At 39.6% G+C, this 18,543-nt stretch carries 12 protein-coding genes and 1 other RNA gene; 9 read left to right on the forward strand and 4 right to left on the reverse strand.

The window, feature by feature from the left end:
• Nucleotides 1-2: 2 nt before the first annotated feature.
• From ABMY35_RS09375 to ABMY35_RS09385, 3 genes are all read left to right on the forward strand, one after another.
• Nucleotides 3-1,142, forward strand: a complete 1,140-nt coding sequence (locus ABMY35_RS09375; RefSeq protein WP_349285965.1) for a hypothetical protein — start codon at nucleotides 3-5, stop codon at nucleotides 1,140-1,142.
• Between the two features lie 53 nt (nucleotides 1,143-1,195).
• Nucleotides 1,196-3,700: a P-loop NTPase fold protein gene (locus tag ABMY35_RS09380; protein ID WP_349285966.1), complete on the forward strand. Its 2,505-nt coding sequence runs from the start codon at nucleotides 1,196-1,198 to the stop codon at nucleotides 3,698-3,700.
• 113 nt (nucleotides 3,701-3,813) lie between these two features.
• Nucleotides 3,814-5,022, forward strand: coding sequence for a prephenate dehydratase domain-containing protein (locus ABMY35_RS09385; RefSeq protein WP_349285967.1), 1,209 nt, complete (start codon nucleotides 3,814-3,816; stop codon nucleotides 5,020-5,022).
• 70 nt (nucleotides 5,023-5,092) lie between these two features.
• Here ABMY35_RS09385 and ABMY35_RS09390 read toward each other — a convergent pair whose 3' ends face one another.
• Nucleotides 5,093-6,286, reverse strand: a complete 1,194-nt coding sequence (locus ABMY35_RS09390) for an integrase domain-containing protein (protein WP_349285968.1) — start codon at nucleotides 6,284-6,286, stop codon at nucleotides 5,093-5,095.
• Nucleotides 6,287-6,474: 188 nt separating this feature from the next.
• Nucleotides 6,475-6,831: a transfer-messenger RNA gene (gene ssrA / locus ABMY35_RS09395) on the reverse strand.
• A 277-nt stretch (nucleotides 6,832-7,108) separates the two neighbouring features.
• Here ssrA and ABMY35_RS09400 point away from each other — a divergent pair.
• The 5 genes from ABMY35_RS09400 (at nucleotide 7,109) to gap (ending at nucleotide 14,547) form a co-directional block, all read left to right on the forward strand.
• On the forward strand, nucleotides 7,109-8,599 hold the full coding sequence (locus tag ABMY35_RS09400) for a DUF3360 family protein (RefSeq protein WP_349285969.1): 1,491 nt from the start codon (nucleotides 7,109-7,111) through the stop codon (nucleotides 8,597-8,599).
• 403 nt (nucleotides 8,600-9,002) lie between these two features.
• Nucleotides 9,003-10,634, forward strand: a complete 1,632-nt coding sequence (locus ABMY35_RS09405; protein WP_349285970.1) for a FapA family protein — start codon at nucleotides 9,003-9,005, stop codon at nucleotides 10,632-10,634.
• 393 nt (nucleotides 10,635-11,027) lie between these two features.
• Complete coding sequence (gene edd, locus ABMY35_RS09410) at nucleotides 11,028-12,881, forward strand: phosphogluconate dehydratase (protein WP_349285971.1); 1,854 nt, start codon at nucleotides 11,028-11,030, stop codon at nucleotides 12,879-12,881.
• 23 nt (nucleotides 12,882-12,904) lie between these two features.
• The gene (locus ABMY35_RS09415) at nucleotides 12,905-13,525 is read left to right on the forward strand and encodes a bifunctional 4-hydroxy-2-oxoglutarate aldolase/2-dehydro-3-deoxy-phosphogluconate aldolase (RefSeq protein WP_349285972.1); all 621 of its coding nucleotides are present in this window, start codon (nucleotides 12,905-12,907) and stop codon (nucleotides 13,523-13,525) included.
• 14 nt (nucleotides 13,526-13,539) lie between these two features.
• On the forward strand, nucleotides 13,540-14,547 hold the full coding sequence (gap, locus tag ABMY35_RS09420; protein ID WP_349285973.1) for a type I glyceraldehyde-3-phosphate dehydrogenase: 1,008 nt from the start codon (nucleotides 13,540-13,542) through the stop codon (nucleotides 14,545-14,547).
• A gap of 178 nt (nucleotides 14,548-14,725) precedes the next feature.
• Here the strand turns inward: gap and rnt are convergent, their stop codons facing one another.
• On the reverse strand, nucleotides 14,726-15,388 hold the full coding sequence (rnt, locus tag ABMY35_RS09425) for a ribonuclease T (RefSeq protein WP_349285974.1): 663 nt from the start codon (nucleotides 15,386-15,388) through the stop codon (nucleotides 14,726-14,728).
• A 208-nt stretch (nucleotides 15,389-15,596) separates the two neighbouring features.
• Here rnt and ABMY35_RS09430 point away from each other — a divergent pair, with 208 nt between their 5' ends.
• Nucleotides 15,597-16,439: an OmpA family protein gene (locus ABMY35_RS09430; protein ID WP_349286124.1), complete on the forward strand. Its 843-nt coding sequence runs from the start codon at nucleotides 15,597-15,599 to the stop codon at nucleotides 16,437-16,439.
• Between the two features lie 58 nt (nucleotides 16,440-16,497).
• Here the strand turns inward: ABMY35_RS09430 and mnmC are convergent, their stop codons facing one another.
• Complete coding sequence (mnmC, locus tag ABMY35_RS09435; protein WP_349285975.1) at nucleotides 16,498-18,477, reverse strand: bifunctional tRNA (5-methylaminomethyl-2-thiouridine)(34)-methyltransferase MnmD/FAD-dependent 5-carboxymethylaminomethyl-2-thiouridine(34) oxidoreductase MnmC; 1,980 nt, start codon at nucleotides 18,475-18,477, stop codon at nucleotides 16,498-16,500.
• Nucleotides 18,478-18,543: the final 66 nt, after the last annotated feature.

The raw sequence follows: 18,543 nt of genomic DNA on the forward strand, positions 1-18,543 counted from the left end.
TAATGAATAACTTTCCAAAAATATCTAAGTCTGTTTTGCTTGAAACATTAGATAATTTATATTTTCTTTATGCTGCTGCCCCAGGTAGTTTATTAATAGCAGCTGAAAAAGCCGCACTAAAAGCCAAAATTCCATTTCAATATAATGCTAACTTCCCAGTTGAACAACAATTAGCAGAATTAAGAAAAAAGGTATCACTTAGAGCTGGAAATAAAGGAGTTAACCTTTTTATATTCCTATCAGAGCAATTACTTGAGGATTTGAAAGAGCAGTTACTTCCAGGGTTTGGAATTGAAGAACTAATACGAAAATTAATAATCCAAATTGATGAAAATACAAAACTATATTTATCAAACGAAAGCATATGGAAGGTGCAATGGGGCCTAAAAATCTCAGGTGATATTGAATTTTTAGAGGTGTCTCTCCGAGTTGGGAGTGGTGATGGGTGTATAGTTGTACCTGACTACGTTTTTGAAAACTTGAAGCAAGGGATGCTAGCTTTTAATAACGGCTCACATGGAGTTTCTTTATCTTTATTTTCTATTTCATTGGAAAGTGCACTAAGAGACACTCTAGTTCTTCTTAATTATAGTTATTCTAGTTCAGGCTCTTCAGTGGACACTTATGAGATGTCAAAATTAAAAGTTACGAAGTCTAAGGGGACTATTTCATTGGAGCCTTTAGAGGATATGCCAAAGAAAGTTGATGAATTCCTTGAAGATAAAGAAGATAGTCATATTGAAGTGAATATTAAGCGGGCCATTAATAATAAAGGAAAGTGGTTTTTAAAAATAACGTCTGGAACTGATGAAATAAAAGACTTTATAACTAAAGACTCAATAGAATCGATAGGTGCGAAGAGTGTTAGTGGGTTAGGTGCAGCATTAAAGATTGCTAGAGAGGATGAAAACATAATTCAAAACCATATGTTTCCTTTAGACTTAGACCCCCCCGTAAAAGCTGTGAGGAATAACCTAATTCATTTATCTGGCGACGCGATGAATGAGCAAGTTCTTGAAGGAAAGACCTTGAGAGAATTTATTGCCAGTACTGATCTTGTATTCGATACAATAAGTTCTATTTCAACTCTAATTGAAGATTTATATCTTCGAATTTCAAAAGGTGAATTTAGCACTAGTTAAGGGTTTGTTTAGTACAAAAAGTTCAGGAGCTTTGAGTTACAGGGGGAAAAAGAATGGGTATAAGTGAGACATCTGGTTTGGAAGTAAGAGCGCATCAAAAAGAAGCGGTGAATTCTATACTTGATGCCATTAGAAGCGAAAAAACAAGATGTGTTGTATGGATGACGCACGGCAGCGGTGCAACATATACGCTTGCCCTTACTTTAAAGGAACTTTTTGGTTTTTCCACACCTAGAGTATTAGTAGTTGTCGATCGGAAAGACATCGCTCTGCAAGTAAAAGAAATAATCAATGAAGTTTTACTTGGCTTAGTTAATTTTGTTTCGATAAAAACAATTCAATCACTCAATAACAAAACAGAGGCTCTATCTGAATTTGATATAGTTTTTTCTTTAGGGCTATTTGGACAATCGTTAGAGCGTCTTTCAGAGTGGAGGAGAAGCGACCCTTTATTCATACTTACTAATACGCCTATTCTAGGTAAAGACAAGGATTTCGGTGAACTCATTTATAGATACAGTTTCCAGGATGCGATAGATGATAATGTTGTTTTACCATTAAAGTTAAATCTAGGAATAAACTTTATTGAAAGCTCTCAGGAAGAGCGAGAGTTAATATTTGACTCTATATTGAGCCAAGTTAGAAGTCATGCAGAAAAAAAGTTTCTAGTAACATGTGAGAGTCGAGTAGAAGCCAATATTGTATACGACTATTTTACCCAAGTACTTGGGTCTGAAAGTACAGTTCTCTATACGTCAGATGTTTCAGACAGGGAAGCTAATTTAAAGCGATTTAGATTGCTTGGTGAAACTAGAATAATTGTAGTTGTGGACATGTTATTGACTGGCTTTGAAATGCCTGAACTTACAGACATAATTTTACTGAGAAAATTAGCTTCGCATACTTTAATGCAAGCCATTGCAAGGGTGAATCGAAGAGGCTCCAATAAGGAGTATGGGGAAGTATGGGATTTTGGCAAAAATGACTTTAATATTCTCGACGGTTTAATCTTTAGCGAGGTTGAAGAGTTGGTTATTGGTGGTAAAAAAACAGTTTCAGATACCTCAATAATCCAAAGGCGTATTACTCCTATAGGAGATCAACCGACTGACAATGATTTATTAAACCGTGGTCAATTAGTGCATATCTTGAAAGGAATAATTGAGTCTCAGGATAGTTTCAAACCACTAAACATAGGGTTGTTTGGGCGGTGGGGCACAGGTAAAAGTACAGTTATAGAACTATTAAGAACAGAATTCAAAAATAATAGTAAATATTACTTCGTATCTTTCAACGCATGGGAAAATGAGCATTGTGATAGTATGTCTGCTGCAATAGCCAATAGTATTGCTGATAGCTTGTATTTTAAAAGAAGTATTATCAAGAAGCTCTGGTTTAATTTTTTAGATAAATTCTGGCTTAGAAAGGATGAGTGGAGTTATACCCTCTTAATTACATTTTTGGTTTCGGCCGGGATTTTTATTTTTAACAATACCTCGCCCACTGACGTAAAAAAAGCACTTTCAGATGTTAATTCAATAAGTAGTCTTACAGGGTATATAGCAATTTTTTCGCTTGTAATTGGCTTTCTTCGTGCTGGCTTCAAAAACCCCCTCACGCAAACGTTAGTGAAGCTAATAAAAAATGAGCGTTATAAAAAATCTCTTGGAAATGCTCAAGAGTTAAAGGAAAGTATTACTTCTTTACTAAAAGCGGCTTGCTTTAGGCTATTTGAAGATGATAAAGAGACTATTCTTATTATTGATGATCTTGATAGGTGTAGCAGCGATAAAATCTTACAAACAATAGAAGCTGTTCGTTTGCTTGTAGGTAATTCAAATGTAATTATTCTTTATGCAGTGGATAAGTCAACATTATTAAATGCAGTTAATACAAAATATGAAAAGGAATCATCATTAAAACCATTAAAAAAAGCTCGTGATTTTCTAGGTAAGATTTTTCAATTAGTTGTGGAGCTTGAAAAACCCACTAAAGGTGTTTGTGATAAATTTATATTTGATAGACTTTATAAATCTGCAAGAACTGAAGGTTCCCATAATGTAATCACTGGAAATACTAATGAGCATAGTAATCAAGATGTACCTTTATCAGAAAGGGTGATTAAGTTTGATGAATTAAGTGTTGATGAATATGAATATATTGAGAATGATGAGTATCTAGAGCCTGCAATTAACGAAGCTGAATTTTTTAGCTATTACAACAGATTATTCGAAATAGAAAATCCAAGAACATTAATTCGGCTTCATAATACAGTTACATTCATGAAAGGCTTATATCCTGAAATTGTAATAAATAATACAGAATTAAAAGTTTATATCTTTTTTATTTTTTTGCATGAGTATACATGTGAGCACTTTCAGGACGTTGATTTATATCTTTCACAGTTTATAAATCTAAATGAGGCTGAATTACCTAAGAAATTACACGATAAATATAAACTCTTTAAAAGTGAATTTAGTAGTTTATCATCTAAGCAATTAACTTCGATTTGTTCAAGGGTAGAAAAATTATCTTTACCTCATAGTTTGGATGGCTGAACTTTCTTAAATTACTTACTGAAGAGCTGCAGGGGTCTCTAAGTAAAATTCAGTATTTTTATATTCAGCCATATGATTAGACTATACAAATAATTAATAACAAAGGAAATTATATGAAAATTGCATTCCAAGGCATAGAAGGGAGCTTTTCTGAGATAGCAGCTATGAAACTAGCTAATCAAATTGGGGCTGCTGAATTTGAGCTTATTCCAATGGCTACTTCAGAAAATGTTTGTAAAAGTATTGATGAAGGTTCAGTTAAATATGGAGTGGTTGCAATAGAAAACTCAATAGGAGGAGTTGTAAGTGAAACAAGAGAGGCTTTAAATCAAAGAGAGTTGATTGAAATTTCTAAGACCTCTATTCCAATATCTCAATGTATATTTAAATTCTCCTCTGAAATAAATAATGATGAAATCAAATTTATTGCTTCGCATGAACAAGCATTACGCCAATGTGAAAACACTATTAAAACATTATTTCCCAATGCAGAGATCAAACCTGTTGAGGATACGGCATTAGCTGCAAAAAGATTAAAAGAAAATATTCTTGACCCTTACACCGCAGTTATATGCTCAAAACATGCAGGAGAAATCAATGGTTTAAGTTTACTACAAGAAGATGCTCAAGACAGAGCTGGTAATAGAACTTACTTTACATTGTTTACTAAGGCAAAAGTAGATAAAGAGAAATTCAGCATAAAAAAAGTTGGGGCCTATTTCTTTTCTAAAGAAATAGGCATGAATATTACACTTAAGGCTTTGATCGTTACCTCTGTTTTAGCTTCTTATTACTTAACGTCTTATTTAGAGTGGAGTGCTTTACGTTCAGCGCTAGCTATTGGTGGGCCAGTTAGTGCTTTTTGTATCTTTTTGACTTCAAGTAAGTTCAGAGTCTGGCTTGATGCAAGGAGAGTATGTGGCTACTGGGCCTACTATGTTAAGCCTAACAAAGGAACTAATAACGTAGTTCAATTAGAGGGCTTGAAAAGGATTGTAGCAATAACGACAGATCAGTCTGGAATACATATAAAAGGTTGGCTATGTTCTAGCCCTGTTAAAGTGTTATTCGAAAGTGACATAGGGTTAATTACTCCAACGGGTAAGAAGTCAGGAACATTAATGTATCGTTATGTGAACTCTTCACATGCACCCACGGGCGTAGATTTTAATGGTATGGCTAGGCTTGAGTTCTTTGAAGAAACTGGTTGGAGAAAAATCAAGAAGATGTCGGGGTTATATATAAATCGTCAAGGAGATATGGGGCAATTGGAGTTATGCAGAATAGATCAAAATGAATACGAACGTTGGATAAACGAATAGCGTAACTTGAATCTTCAACAATAGTTAAATTTGTATTTGTTAACTTTCAAAATTAGCAAATACAAATTATTTAGGTCTTTGTTTCAATAAACTCACTCCACCATTGCATCATTTCCCTTCTGCGTTCGATGTACTCAGCACGGTTATATGCATTTCTTACCTGGTCCTTGCCTACGTGGGCGAGGGCGGTTTCAATTAACTCAGGATCAAAGCCTTGCTCGTTTAGTGCGGTACTAGCTATAGAGCGAAGGCCGTGACTTACTAGTTTATTAGCATAGCCCATGCGCTTTAATGCCATGTTTGCGGTTTGGCTATTGGTGTGTGTTTTAGGGTCTCTGTCGGCTGGGAATACATAGGGCCTGTGACCACTAATTGGCTTTATGGTTTCAAGAAGGTTTAAGGCTTGTTTGCTTAATGGAATGGTGTGAGCTTTTCTTTTTTTCATTCTTTCCGCAGGAATGACCCATAAGCCTTTTTCTAAGTCGATTTCATCCCACCGAGTACCGGCCGCTTCACTTGGCCTTGTCATTGTATGCAATTGCCATTTAATCAAAAGGCGTGTGACTTTTCTGATTTGGGCTTCAGATATGTCATGCAGTAGTGCTGGTAACTCCTCAGGTGAGATAGTGTTCATATGCTTTTTTTCAGGTTTTTTAAAACCAGCTCGAATCCCAGCTAAGGGATTGGAGTCTGCAAGACCGGTATTGACTGCATAAGTCATGACTTCATTCAGCCTCTGGCATACACGCTTTACCGTTTCTAAGCTGCCTTTTTGCTCAAGAGGTTTTAGCGTATCAATAATGTTTATCGTTCGTATTTCTTTAATGGGATCGTCAGCATGCTTTGGGAATATGTGTAGTTCTAAAGAGCGCCAGATATCTTCTGCATAATCTGGAGTGACGCTGTCTTTTTTAATCTTGAACCATTCTTCAGCAACTGCCTTTAAAGTAGATAAGGCTTCTTGTTTTTGTGTGTGCTGTTTAGATTGTCTCTCTTCTTTAGGATCTATACCTTGAGATACAAGTGTGCGTGCGTTTTCTGCCAACTTGCGTGCATCAGTGATTGATATACCTGGAAATTGACCAAGTGAAATGTTGACGCGCTTTTTGGTCATAGGATGGCGATAATTGAAGTTCCATTGCTTGGTGCCACTTTTTCTCACTCTAAGTTGTAGGCCATTACCGTCGAATAGTGTTAAGTCTTTGTCATCCGTTTTCGCATTCTTAACTTCGGTCTGTGTAAGTGGTTTTGTGATCTTAGGCATTTTTGCACTCCATCCATTAAATCGTTGCACTCCTAGAGTATTGCACACCTATCTAGGAGTGCAACCAGGAGTGCCATAACACAAAGATGTGGTGAGATGCGTTGATACGGGATAAGAAGAGAATGGCGTGTAAGTGCCTAATTTTAGACATAAAAAAAGACACCCTGAGATGTCTTGATTTATACGTTTGGTGGAGCTGGGGGGATTTGAACCCCCGTCCAGAAAGCGTCGACCTTCGGTCCTACATGTTTAGTATCGTCTATTGGTTAACCTTTAAGTCTCGGACGAACACGATAAATAAAGGCGAGGCCGCTTAGTTTTAGCCCTTCAACCCCGGCCAGGGTTTCCGCAGCGATCTTGTGTAGGGTGACACTCCAGAACCAGAACCACAAGCATTTCTTGGAGGAGTGCTAGCGGGCTATTATGCCGCTAGAGCGTAGTTATCGTCGTTTGCGATTACTTTAAATGCGGCTTTTTTACGAGGCCAACCGCCCCTCGACATGCACCTCAGGCTTCATGAATCCTGTCGAATCCTAATCAGCCCCTGAATTTGTATTCAGAGTCACAAAGTGACTTAGTGATTGCATTCTAACGTCTATAAATTTGCTTCGCAATCATTAATCACTTTAAAAGTTATCATTAATTAATGAGTTGGCTGATATTTATGCGGGTTGTGTGTTAGTTGAGCTATTCATAGTAAGGAATAGTTGAACTCATTAAATAATACGATGAAATACTCGACTTATTGCTAAGCTCTTTTCAAATCCAGTTGCTTTATTCTTGTGGCATTAAATAACACTAACATCCGAAGTAGGAGATGTGATGACAACATCGAATTTAGATAACCGAGGCGAGTCAGCCCAACAAGGCAGTTATCAAAATTTACACCGTGCAAGTTCAGAATTTAAAACACGCGACGAATATCTAGAGCATGAATTGCAAATCATGCAGCCAAAACGCTGGCGGCCAAACCTGCCTTTTAAAGACTACCGATTTGAATTAGAAGACACTATTCCAGCTATGGCGGGGACCATAGGTAAAATTGTGATGGTGGGCGCAATTGCCGCAACCTTTGCCGCACCGTTAGGGCTAGGCGAAGGTTTTATTCTGGAAAATGTGCGCTATGAGTTACTGATAGTCGCTCTATTTATTTTACTGTTCTCTGGCTTTTTTTTACCAACAGCTAACTTAGCGGGTACCCATGGGCCTTTAATTCCTCTTATTCCTATTGTGGTTGCGGCGGGTGGTCACCCTATGGCGTTCGGTTTGCTCATAGGGGCATTTGGCTTATTACTGGCAATCAGTAAAGGTGGGAGTGTTTTGGCTGGGCTTACTAGTCGAGGGGTGTGTGGTGGTTTGCTATTGTACCTTGGGTTTATTGGCACAACTTCGCAAGTAAAGAAGTTGTTTGTGTGGGCTAAAGGCATTGATATGTCACATATCGCTTTCATAATTATTCTCAGTACCATCGTTTTATATGCGTTATTAGAGCACTTTAAAAAGCGTTGGCTTGCAGTGCCATTAAGTTGTTTACTTGGCGGTGGTGTTGCTTTTGCGCTTGGCGCGCCATTTGAGTTTAAAACAGGGCCAGGCCTACCAAACATGAACCCAATGTATTGGTGGGGTGAAAACACGGGTTGGATGCTAGGTTTACCTACGCTTGAAAGCTTTATTGTAGTACTACCTTTTGCCATTTTAGCTGTCGCTATGTGGTCACCTGACTTCTTAGGTCATCAAGTTTTTCAAAAAATCAGTTATCCGGCCCGTACTGAAAAAGTACAAATGAACATTGACGATACGATGACGAGTGCGTCTATACGCCAGACGTTAGGCTCTATTTTAGGTGGTGCTAACTTCACCTCATCTTGGGGGACTTACATTGTGCCAGCAGCTATAGCGAAACGTCCAATTCCTGCCGGTGCGATTTTAACGGCATTGTTTTGTGTCATTGCTAGTATCTGGGGTTACCCAATGGATTTAGCCATTTGGCAGCCAGTATTGTGTGTAGCCTTAATCGTTGGAGTGTTTATTCCTTTGCTTGAGGCGGGTATGGAAATGACGCGAGAAGGTAAAACAACTCAGTCAGCAGCCATTGTTGTTTTCTCTTCGGCATTGGTTAATCCGGCGTTTGGTTGGTCTTTAACTATGTTGTTAGATAACTTAGGTTTAATCGGTTGTAAGGAGCGAAGTAAGGAGCTGAGTTCAATGAACCGCTGGATCATTCCACTTATTATGTTTGTAGTTTTAACGGGTGTGATGGCGCTCGTGGGTTTGTTACCAGGTTTGCCTGCAATAATGCCAAGTTTCAGATAAATCAAAAAGGCAGAGCGCAATAAGCTCTGCCTTTTTAGTCTTTTCTAATATTAAATTTCATACTCTTTTGTTAGCTTATCTCTTTCTTGTTTACTACACGAAATTTTGTCTGTAATGTAATTTGTTAGTCTCTAAATTAGTTACGCATGTAAATTAAGCCTTTATTCGTAATTTAGTATTTTTATTTAAAGAGCTTGTACTGTTGGCCGATAAGTTTATGTAACTAATAGGAAATGTTTACTTAGAATATTCCTGCTAATTGCGTTCAAAAAAACGCCATTTACAATTCTTTAAGCTTTGTAACTTGATTAAGAAGAATCAGCTTAACAATCCCCAAAGGTTGTGGTGAAATGGCTTGGTCGTGTTTTAGCCAATAATAATAAACCGTAGTGTGGAAAGACTTATGTCATTATTTCGTTTTGATGAGGGTGATGGATATGTGTACTTATTGTCACACCCTATCGAGTCAGGGTTCCCTGCTAGCGCTTCGCAACTCTTAGAGTTGATAGAACAGTCAAGTTATGCTGATTTTGAAGTTATTCATGCCAATATAGGCAAACTGTTTTCATCTGGTGATGACTACGGTAAAGATTCTTTGGTTGTTGCTAAAGCGATTGATGCATCAATCATGATCAAAGTTGATGAATCAAACATGATGGCCAACGCGCAAGTGACAACCGCTTGCGGTGGTAAAATCATATCTCTAGATGACGCGAAAGCGGCGCTTCAAAAAGCTGGCGTTGTGAAAGGTGTCAATCGTGATGCACTTGAACAATGTTTAGGCCAACAATTCGAACAACCTCCAGGCGCCCAATACAGTGCCATTGTTGCACATGGTCAGCGTGCAAAAGATGGGACAGATGCACGATTCGTGCGTTTATGCATGACAGCGCAAGATAGAGTTTTAAGTCCGCAAGAGAAAGATGGTGGCAAAGTAGATATGCGCGATTTAGGCGCAATTATCACGGTTAAGCCGGGTAGCCCTCTAATGAAGCGAATTCCAGCAACAGAAGGCTCACAAGGTTACTCTGTTTTTGGTGATGTAATAGAGGCTAAACCTGGGAAAAACTTTGCAATTGAGGTCCTTGAAGGCACCAAAATTTCAGATAAAGACCCAAATTTGTTAATTGCAGATGCTAAAGGTGTACCTGTCGCCTTGCCAAGAGGGATGCGGGTCGATGATGTTTTATGCTACAGCGACGTTGATGTTACTACGGGCCATATAGAGTTTGATGGCTCGATTATTATAAGCGGTGATGTCAAAGATGGCATGAAAGTAAAAGCAACTGGAGATATAACGGTTCTGGGTTTTGTTGAATCAGCTGATTTACAAAGTGAGAATGCCATTACCATCGTACAGGGTGCGGTTGGTCGAAAAGTAACGGAAGAGTTAGATTTTTCTTGTTTTATTAAAGCCAAAAGAAGCATTTCAATTGGATATGCGCAATATGTGCATATCGAGACTGAGCAAGATCTATTAATCGAAAAGCAGGCTTTGCATTGTAATTTATCTTCCAGAAGACTCATCCGAGTTGGAAAAGGCGATACGCCTCGAGGAAAGTTAATAGGTGGTAAGGTTTTAAATGCATTACGTATTGAGACTGGAGAATTAGGTGCACCCTCAGGCACTAAAACGCATATTGCCATCGCTCAATCGTTTCATGAGTTAAAAGAAAAGCAAACCGAGTTCAAGCTGTTTGAAAAACGCCTTGCAGATAAAGCTGTTGCATTAACACGAGCCAAAATGAAAGCCTCAAAAGCGCCTGATACGCCAAAAAGGGCGGCCTATATAAATAAACTTTTGGCTAATGAAAAACAGTTAAATACACATTATCAACGAAATCAGCGTAATTTGAAGTTAGTTCAGCAAAAACTTAGACGCTTGTTGATGAGCAGCAGGGTTAAAGTCAATGAGTTAATGCATCCAGGCATTGAGGTAACAATCGCAAAAGATTCAAAACAATTTACGCGTATTTATCCACCGCATTTAGTCAAATTGGACGAAGGCAAAATTACTCAACAGTTTTTGTCTTAAATTTTAAATTAAATTTCATTTCTCAATTAAAGGCTCCAGTGTTTCGGAGCCTTTACATTTTTTGTTCCTATAAACTATTCCAGCTTTAAAACTTGATATAAATCAAGACCCTGTAATTAGTTGTAATCTTTTCCTCTGAAAAGAGTACAGCTTTTTCTCACACAACTGAAATTTGTTCATTTATGAATCTTTGACTAAATTCAAGGTTAGGTGTTGACACCGGTGTCAGCTTTGTGGCTCAATAATATGACACCGGTGTCAGGTTGAGGTGAGAGACAACCTGATAGCGTACCTTTGAACGGGTAAATCTAAAGATGCTCGGTACATTTAGAGTGGAGTCTTTAATTGTACTGAGCCTTTTATCCTCTTAAATTTTGAGTAGAGTAGAATTTTATGTTACATCCTCGTATCCAAGCCGTCACAGAGCGTGTTATCGAACGCAGCAAAGCAACACGCCAAGCCTACTTAGCACGCATCGAAGAAGCAAAAAAACAAACACGTGTGCGCGCTGGTTTAGGATGTGGCAACCTAGCTCACGTTATGGCTGCATGTTCAAGCTCAGATAAAGATCGCCTTAAAGCTGATGAGCAACCAAACTTAGCAATTATCAATTCATACAATGACATGCTTTCAGCGCATGTGCCTTACATCGAGTATCCAGCTTTAATTAAAAAGATTGCAGAAAAATATGATGCGACCGCACAAGTTGCTGGTGGTGTACCTGCTATGTGTGATGGTGTGACTCAAGGTCGTGATGGTATGGAATTATCATTGTTTTCACGAGACGTGATTGCGATGTCTACAGCCGTTGCACTTTCACACGATGTATTTGATGGTGTTTTCTGTTTGGGTGTGTGTGACAAAATCGTACCGGGACTATTAATTGGTTCGCTTTCATTCGGTCATTTACCAATTTTCTTCTTACCAGCAGGCCCAATGCAGTCTGGTATTCCAAACAAAGAAAAAGCACGTGTACGACAAAAGTTCGCACAAGGCTTAGTATCTCGTGAAGAGTTACTTGAGGCAGAGAGTGCGTCATACCACAGTGCGGGTACTTGTACTTTCTATGGTACTGCAAACTCAAACCAGATGCTGATGGAGATCATGGGTCTTCACCTTCCTGGTAGCTCTTTCATTAACCCATACACTGAGTTACGTGATGGCCTTACGGGCAGTGCGGTTGAGTTAATGCTTAAGCAACTTATCGAAAGCAAAGATGCAAACCCAATCGGTGAAGTGGTTAGCGAGAAAACAGTGATCAATGGTTTAGTTGGTTTGCTAGCTACTGGTGGTTCAACAAACCACGCAATTCACTTAGTTGCTATGGCGAAAGCGGCAGGTGTTCAAATCACTTGGAAAGACATGGCGGAGCTTTCTGAAGTTGTGCCTCTTCTGACACGTATTTATCCAAATGGTTCTGCGGATGTTAACCACTTCCAAGCAGCTGGTGGCATGGGCTTCTTGATGCGTGAACTACGTGATGGTGGCTTCTTACACAATGATGTGAAGACTATTGTTGGTGAAGGCCTAGATGCTTATACCCAAGAGCCTGTGTTAGATGTTGATGACAATTTAATTATGTCTAGCAACACAGGTCCAAGCAAAGTGAAGTGGGTGCCTTGTCCTGAAAACTCATTAGATGACGAAGTACTTCGCCCTGTGAGCAACCCATTCAATAAGCAAGGCGGTCTTCAGCTACTAACTGGCAACATTGGTAAAGCGGTTATCAAGGTATCTGCGGTTCAAGAGCAACACCAAACTGTATCAGCGCCTGCAAAGGTATTTAGCTCTCAAGCTGCACTACAAGATGCGTTCGCTGCAGGTGAGTTAAACACAGACTTTATTGCGGTGATTAAAGAGCAGGGCCCTAAAGCTAAGGGCATGCCAGAACTTCATAAATTAACGCCTGTAATGGCAACACTTCAAGACCAAGGTTACAAAGTCGCGATTGTGACTGACGGCCGTATGTCTGGCGCGTCAGGTAAAGTACCTGCAGCAATCCACTTAGCACCAGAAGCTGTTGAAGGCGGGGTCATCGCTAAAATTCATGATGGTGACTTGATCACATTAGACGCACCAAATGGCGACTTAATTCTCCATGTATCAGATGAAGAGTTAGCAAAGCGTGAGCATGTGATCAGCCATACAGAGCCAACTTATGGCACAGGCCGTGAGTTATTCGCAGGATTCAGAAATATCGTAAGCAGTGCAGACCTAGGCGCAAGTGCCTTTGGACTAGAAGAATAAAAGCATTGGGAATGAGGAACAAGATGAGTATTGAAAACATTTTAACATCAGCACCAGTTGTACCAGTGGTGGTGATTGAAAACTTAGAAGACGCTGTACCGTTAGCAAAAACGTTATATAACGGTGGTCTAAAAGCACTAGAAATTACCCTTCGCACACCGGTGGCGGCAGAAGCGGTAAAGCTAATGAAAGAAGCAGTACCAGAAGCTTATGTCGGCACAGGTACTGTGATTGATAAAGCAACATTCGAAGCATCAGTAGCAGCAGGTGCTGACTTCATGGTGAGTCCTGGTGTAAATGATGAGCTTTTAGCGCTAGCTAAAGAAACTGACATTCCATTTTTACCGGGTGCAGCAACACCAAGTGAAGTGATGAATTTAGCGTCACATGGTTTTAAGTTTTTAAAATTCTTCCCTGCAGAAGCTGCAGGTGGCGCACCAATGCTTAAGTCAATTGGTGGTCCATTACCACAAGTTAAATTCTGCCCAACGGGTGGTATTAGCTTAGCAACTGCACCTAAGTACCTAGCCTTAAATAACGTCGTGTGTGTTGGTGGTACTTGGATGTTAGATAAAGAACTTATCGCAAATAAAGATTGGCAGGCGATCGAAGCGCTTGCGAAACAAGCAAGTGAAGTAAAATAGTCGAGGAACTGAAAATGATTAATATCGCAATTAATGGTTATGGCCGTATTGGTCGCAATGTTTTACGAGCGCTATACGAGTCTGGTCAAAACGAAGAAATTAAAATTGTCGCTATCAACGACCTAGCACCTGCTAACGTGAATGCGCACTTAACTCAGTTTGATTCAGTGCATGGTCGTTTCAACCAAGAAGTTGTGCTAGCTGAAAATACGTTAGTGATTGGTAATGACGAAATCACGCTTACGCAAGAACGCGATCCTGCTAACCTGCCTTGGAAAGCGCTTAACGTTGATATCGTATTAGAATGTACAGGTATCTTCACGTCACGTGATGCTGCAGCTAAGCACATTGAAGCGGGCGCGAAAAAAGTAATCGTTTCAGCGCCAGGTACTGATCTTGATGCAACGGTTGTTCACGGTGTGAACTCTGAAGTGATCAACGCTGCTAGTAACATCATTTCAAATGCATCTTGTACAACTAACTGTCTTGCACCCGTTGCTAAAGCATTAAACGATGCAATTGGAATCGAACAAGGTAGCATGACAACCATTCACGCTTACACAAACGATCAAGTGCTAACTGATGTTTATCACCCAGATCTTTACCGTGCACGTAGTGCAACTCAGTCTATGATCCCAACTAAAACAGGTGCTGCAAAAGCAGTTGGTTTAGTGTTACCTGAGCTTGCTGGCAAATTAGACGGCATGGCGGTTCGAGTTCCTACAGTTAACGTATCTTTAGTTGATTTAACTTTTATTGCTTCTCGCGAAACAACTGCTGAAGAAGTTAATGCTGCGGTTAAAGCGGCTGCAACTGAAGGTGCAATGGCTGAAGTGCTTGAGTACAACGAACTTCCGCTAGTTTCAATTGACTTCAACCACAACCCAGCGTCATCAGTATTTGATTCAACGCAAACTAAGGTTGATGGTAAGCTTGTTAAAGTTATGGCTTGGTACGACAACGAATGGGGTTTCTCTAACCGTATGATCGACCAGGTTAAAGCACTAGGCCAATACCTATAAAGTATTTCAAGCTTTAATAGTACTTCAAATAGACCACTTTATTATTGAGGTTGGTATTAAAGTTAAAGTTAAGTTAGCAATAAAAAAACCGCTTCAATAAGCGGTTTTTTTATGTCTGGTGAAAGTTGTTTATCTAATGAGAGAAGTTTAGATATTTCTATTCTTTATTAATAAAAATCTACGCTTCTGTTTCGTCTTCTTCTGCTTCTAATTCAGGTAGTGGCCAACCACCTAATGCTTGCCATTTATTTACGATAAAACAGAATAACTCGGCTGTACGCTCGGTGTCGTACAGGGCTGAGTGAGCTTGGCTATTATCAAATTCAATACCAGCTGTGCGGCACGCTTTTGCAAGCACAGTTTGGCCTAGTGCAAGACCTGCCAAAGAGGTAGTATCAAAGCTTACAAATGGGTGGAAAGGGGTGCGCTTTATTTTGTTACGCTCTATTGCTGCATTTAAAAAACCATGGTCAAACGCAGCATTATGTGCAACAACCACTGAGCGAGAGCAACCCGCAGCTTTTTGAGCTTTTCTCACCATTTTACAGATTTCTTTGATCACAACATCTTCATCTTCAGCACCACGTAATTCTGAAAACGGATCAATGCCGTTAAATTCAATGGCAGCTTGCTCGATGTTTGCACCTTCGAAAGGCTTTACATGAAAGTGTAGAGTTTGATCTAAACTTAGAATACCTTCATCATCCATTTTTAAAGTTGTGGCAGCGATTTCTAATAGGGCATCTGTGTCTTTGTTAAAGCCAGCTGTTTCTACGTCGATAACAACAGGAAAGAACCCACGAAAGCGTTGGGAAAATAAAGTTTGATCTTGATCTGCCATAATGCACTTATGTTATGAATTTAAGGGACGTATTATACTGTTTAGATAGATTTTTGCGACCCGAAATATGTTTCAATGACTAAGCTTTATTGAGTGATAAGGCTTACGGCATATTTCTTGCTTTTAGTTGTTGAGATAATCAAAGCGGCATTATTTTGTCAGTACGGAGAAAGTTGTGAAGTACAAAGCATATTTATTCGGTTTAGGGCTGTTATTCGCAGACATTGGATTTGCGGATGCGGCTATGCGCCAGTATAGCGCAAACACTGACAGTTCAAATTGGGATTTAAATAAGACCAAACGCCTTTCTTGTGCTTTGCATCATGAGATCCCATATTATGGCGAAGCTATTTTTAATGTCGTAGCCAGTAAAAATAAAGATCTGACTTTTAACCTTGACATGATTGTGCGCCCAGAGACTTATGACTTTGCTGGCTTGCAATCTGTACCACCACAATGGCGAGCAGGCGTGCCAGTTCGCGATATCAGTAAAATGCAGCTGTTAAAAAAGTTTGATGGTGAATTAAATAATGATGTCTCATGGGAGATGCTCACAGAGCTTGAAAAAGGCTTTCATCCAACATTCTATTATAAAGATTGGCAAAATAGTGCCGACCGCATTTCTGTCGCGCTCTCCTCTGTAAACTTTCGACAAGCTTATTGGGCGTTCTTACAGTGCCGAGATAACTTGCTGCCATACAGCTTTGAAGACATTGCTTTTACGGTAATGAATTATAAAAAGAACTCTAGCGATCTAACCAAGTCATCCCGTAAACGCCTGGAGATGATAGGTGAGTATCTTAAAAACGATGACAATATTGAATCTATCTTTATTTCGGCCTACACCGACAGCTACGGCGGTCGATGGATAAATATGGAGCTTTCAAAAAAACGTGCTAAAGCGATAAAAGACTATATGGCGAGTATGGGCGTGCCAGCAGATAAAATTCAAATAGAAGGCTTTGGTGAGAAGCGCCACGTGCAACCGAATGACAATGCTATAGGTCGTGGTAAAAACCGCCGAGTAGTTATTCAGATAGCAAAACCTTAGTTTTCATTGGTTTTAAAAATACAAAAGGCGACCTAGGTCGCCTTTTCTGTTTTAGTGCTTAAATCTTATTACGAATAAGATCTCTGACAATAAAGCGGTTAGGGTGTATGGCCTCATTGACCCTTAAACTATAAGGGCTTGGTTCGTTGCATAGTTTGGCAATCAAGTGCTCGGTTGCTAATGGCGCGCTGCATAAGCCTCGTGCCCCAAAACCTGTAACGATATGAAGCCCCGCATAAGGTACTTGTTCTTCAGAAAAATCGTATTGCTTACCTTTGCTTAAATTTGCATAGGCATGACATAAATCTGCTTTTTCAGGTACTTGGCCGAGCATAGGTAAGTGATCGTTGAAACAGCATCTTACAGCAGCTTTCGCTGAAGTAATTTCACCCAGGCTTTGCGCAAAGTCACTCTGTTCGTAAAACTTCATTAACTGTGCTTTATTGGTGACATTATCGTCGTCTTTCAGTTCACGACTTTTAGTATGTTTATCGAAGGTGGCACCCATACAATGATGGCCATCATTACTTGGCGTAAAATAACCTTTATGACACAGTACGGTTTTTAATTTATCAGATACTTCTCCAGATCTAATATGTGAGACTTGGCCTCTGACACCGTGTAAGCCGATGTCTTTTGTTTGCTCGAACCTGTCACTGTGCTCACCAGCGCAAACAAATAGATCAGAGAACGGACCAAATCGGTTGTCTTCAGTAACTAAATACCAACCGTCATTACTTTGCTCTAAAGTTTTAATGTCTGTATTGAGATGCGTTTGCACGTTTTGCAATGTATTAGCAGCGTTAAATAAAGCATGGGTCAACTGTGATGGGTTTACCCAGCCAGCTTCAGGAAAGAACAAACCGGAGTAGGGTAATTCAGTACCAGCTAGTTCGCTGGCTTGTGACTCATTCACTGAATAAATCAGTGCCTCAGGCCATACCGCTTTTTCTACTAACTTTTTGTGTTGCAGTGTTTTGCTGTCATTTACCGCTTGCAGTAAAACGCCACACCAATCATGGTCATATTCAAAACCTTGCGCGGCAATATCTTTGTATAGCCTTAATGCATATAAATAGCTGTGGGCATAGAACTCGCTTGATGGGCTATTTTCAGATTGTAGATTCGGGTAAACCGCGCCTTGTCGATTATGTGAGGCGCCTTTCGCAAGTGCATCATCTTGGCAAAATAAAGTAGCGCTAATCCCACGCTTAGCTAAATGATATAGTAAACAGCTAGAGCCAACGCCCCCACCAATGATGGCAACGTTATTGAGTGGCCTTTTGTTTAAGTTGTAAAACTCAGGTGTATTGTGTGAGCTGTTAGCGGTATTTAACTGACCAACAACCATCTCACGTTTGCGACCAAAGCCTTTTACTTTTTTGCATTCGAACCCAGCTTCTTGCAATCCACGACGGACAAAACCTGCGGCAGTAAATGTCGCGAATGTTGCATTGTCTCGGCTCAGATTCGCCATGGCATTGAACAATGGTTGTGTCCACATATCTGGGTTTTTGCTTGGTGCAAAGCCATCTAGGTACCAAGCGTCCACAATACCTTGTTGGGTGAAATTCATTTTAGGTAAAGTGTTATGCACATCACCAAACCATAAATCAAGGACTACACGGCCATTGTCAAATTCAAGGCGATGGCAACCCTCAAGTGCAATCGGATAGTGCTTACAAAGCTGCTCTGATAGAGATGCTAGACTTGGCCAAGCTGCTAACGCTTTAGCAAGTTCCGACTGTTTTATTGGAAACTTTTCAAAAGAAATAAAATGTAATTTCGCCTTTTTACCTTCGATTTGACGCCATTGCTGCCAAGTATTTAAAAAATTAAGACCTGTACCAAATCCAGTTTCTGCGATTACAAAGTGTTTTTGATCGTGTGAGGTTAATCGCGCTGAAATGTTGTTATTTTCGTAGAAAACATAGTGAGATTCAGCAAGACCATCATCGTTCGAGAAATAAACATCATCGAAGTCGTCGGCAACCGGTGTGCCTGATTCATTAAAGTGAATTTGTGCGTTTTTGATCATGATTAATGCAATTAGGATCGAATTAATGCAGTATTCTACGTGTTTTAATTGTTTTCGTCCGTTGAA

Source organism: Pseudoalteromonas sp. BZB3 (assembly GCF_040104455.1).
In the GTDB taxonomy this organism is placed as follows: Bacteria; Pseudomonadota; Gammaproteobacteria; order Enterobacterales; family Alteromonadaceae; genus Pseudoalteromonas.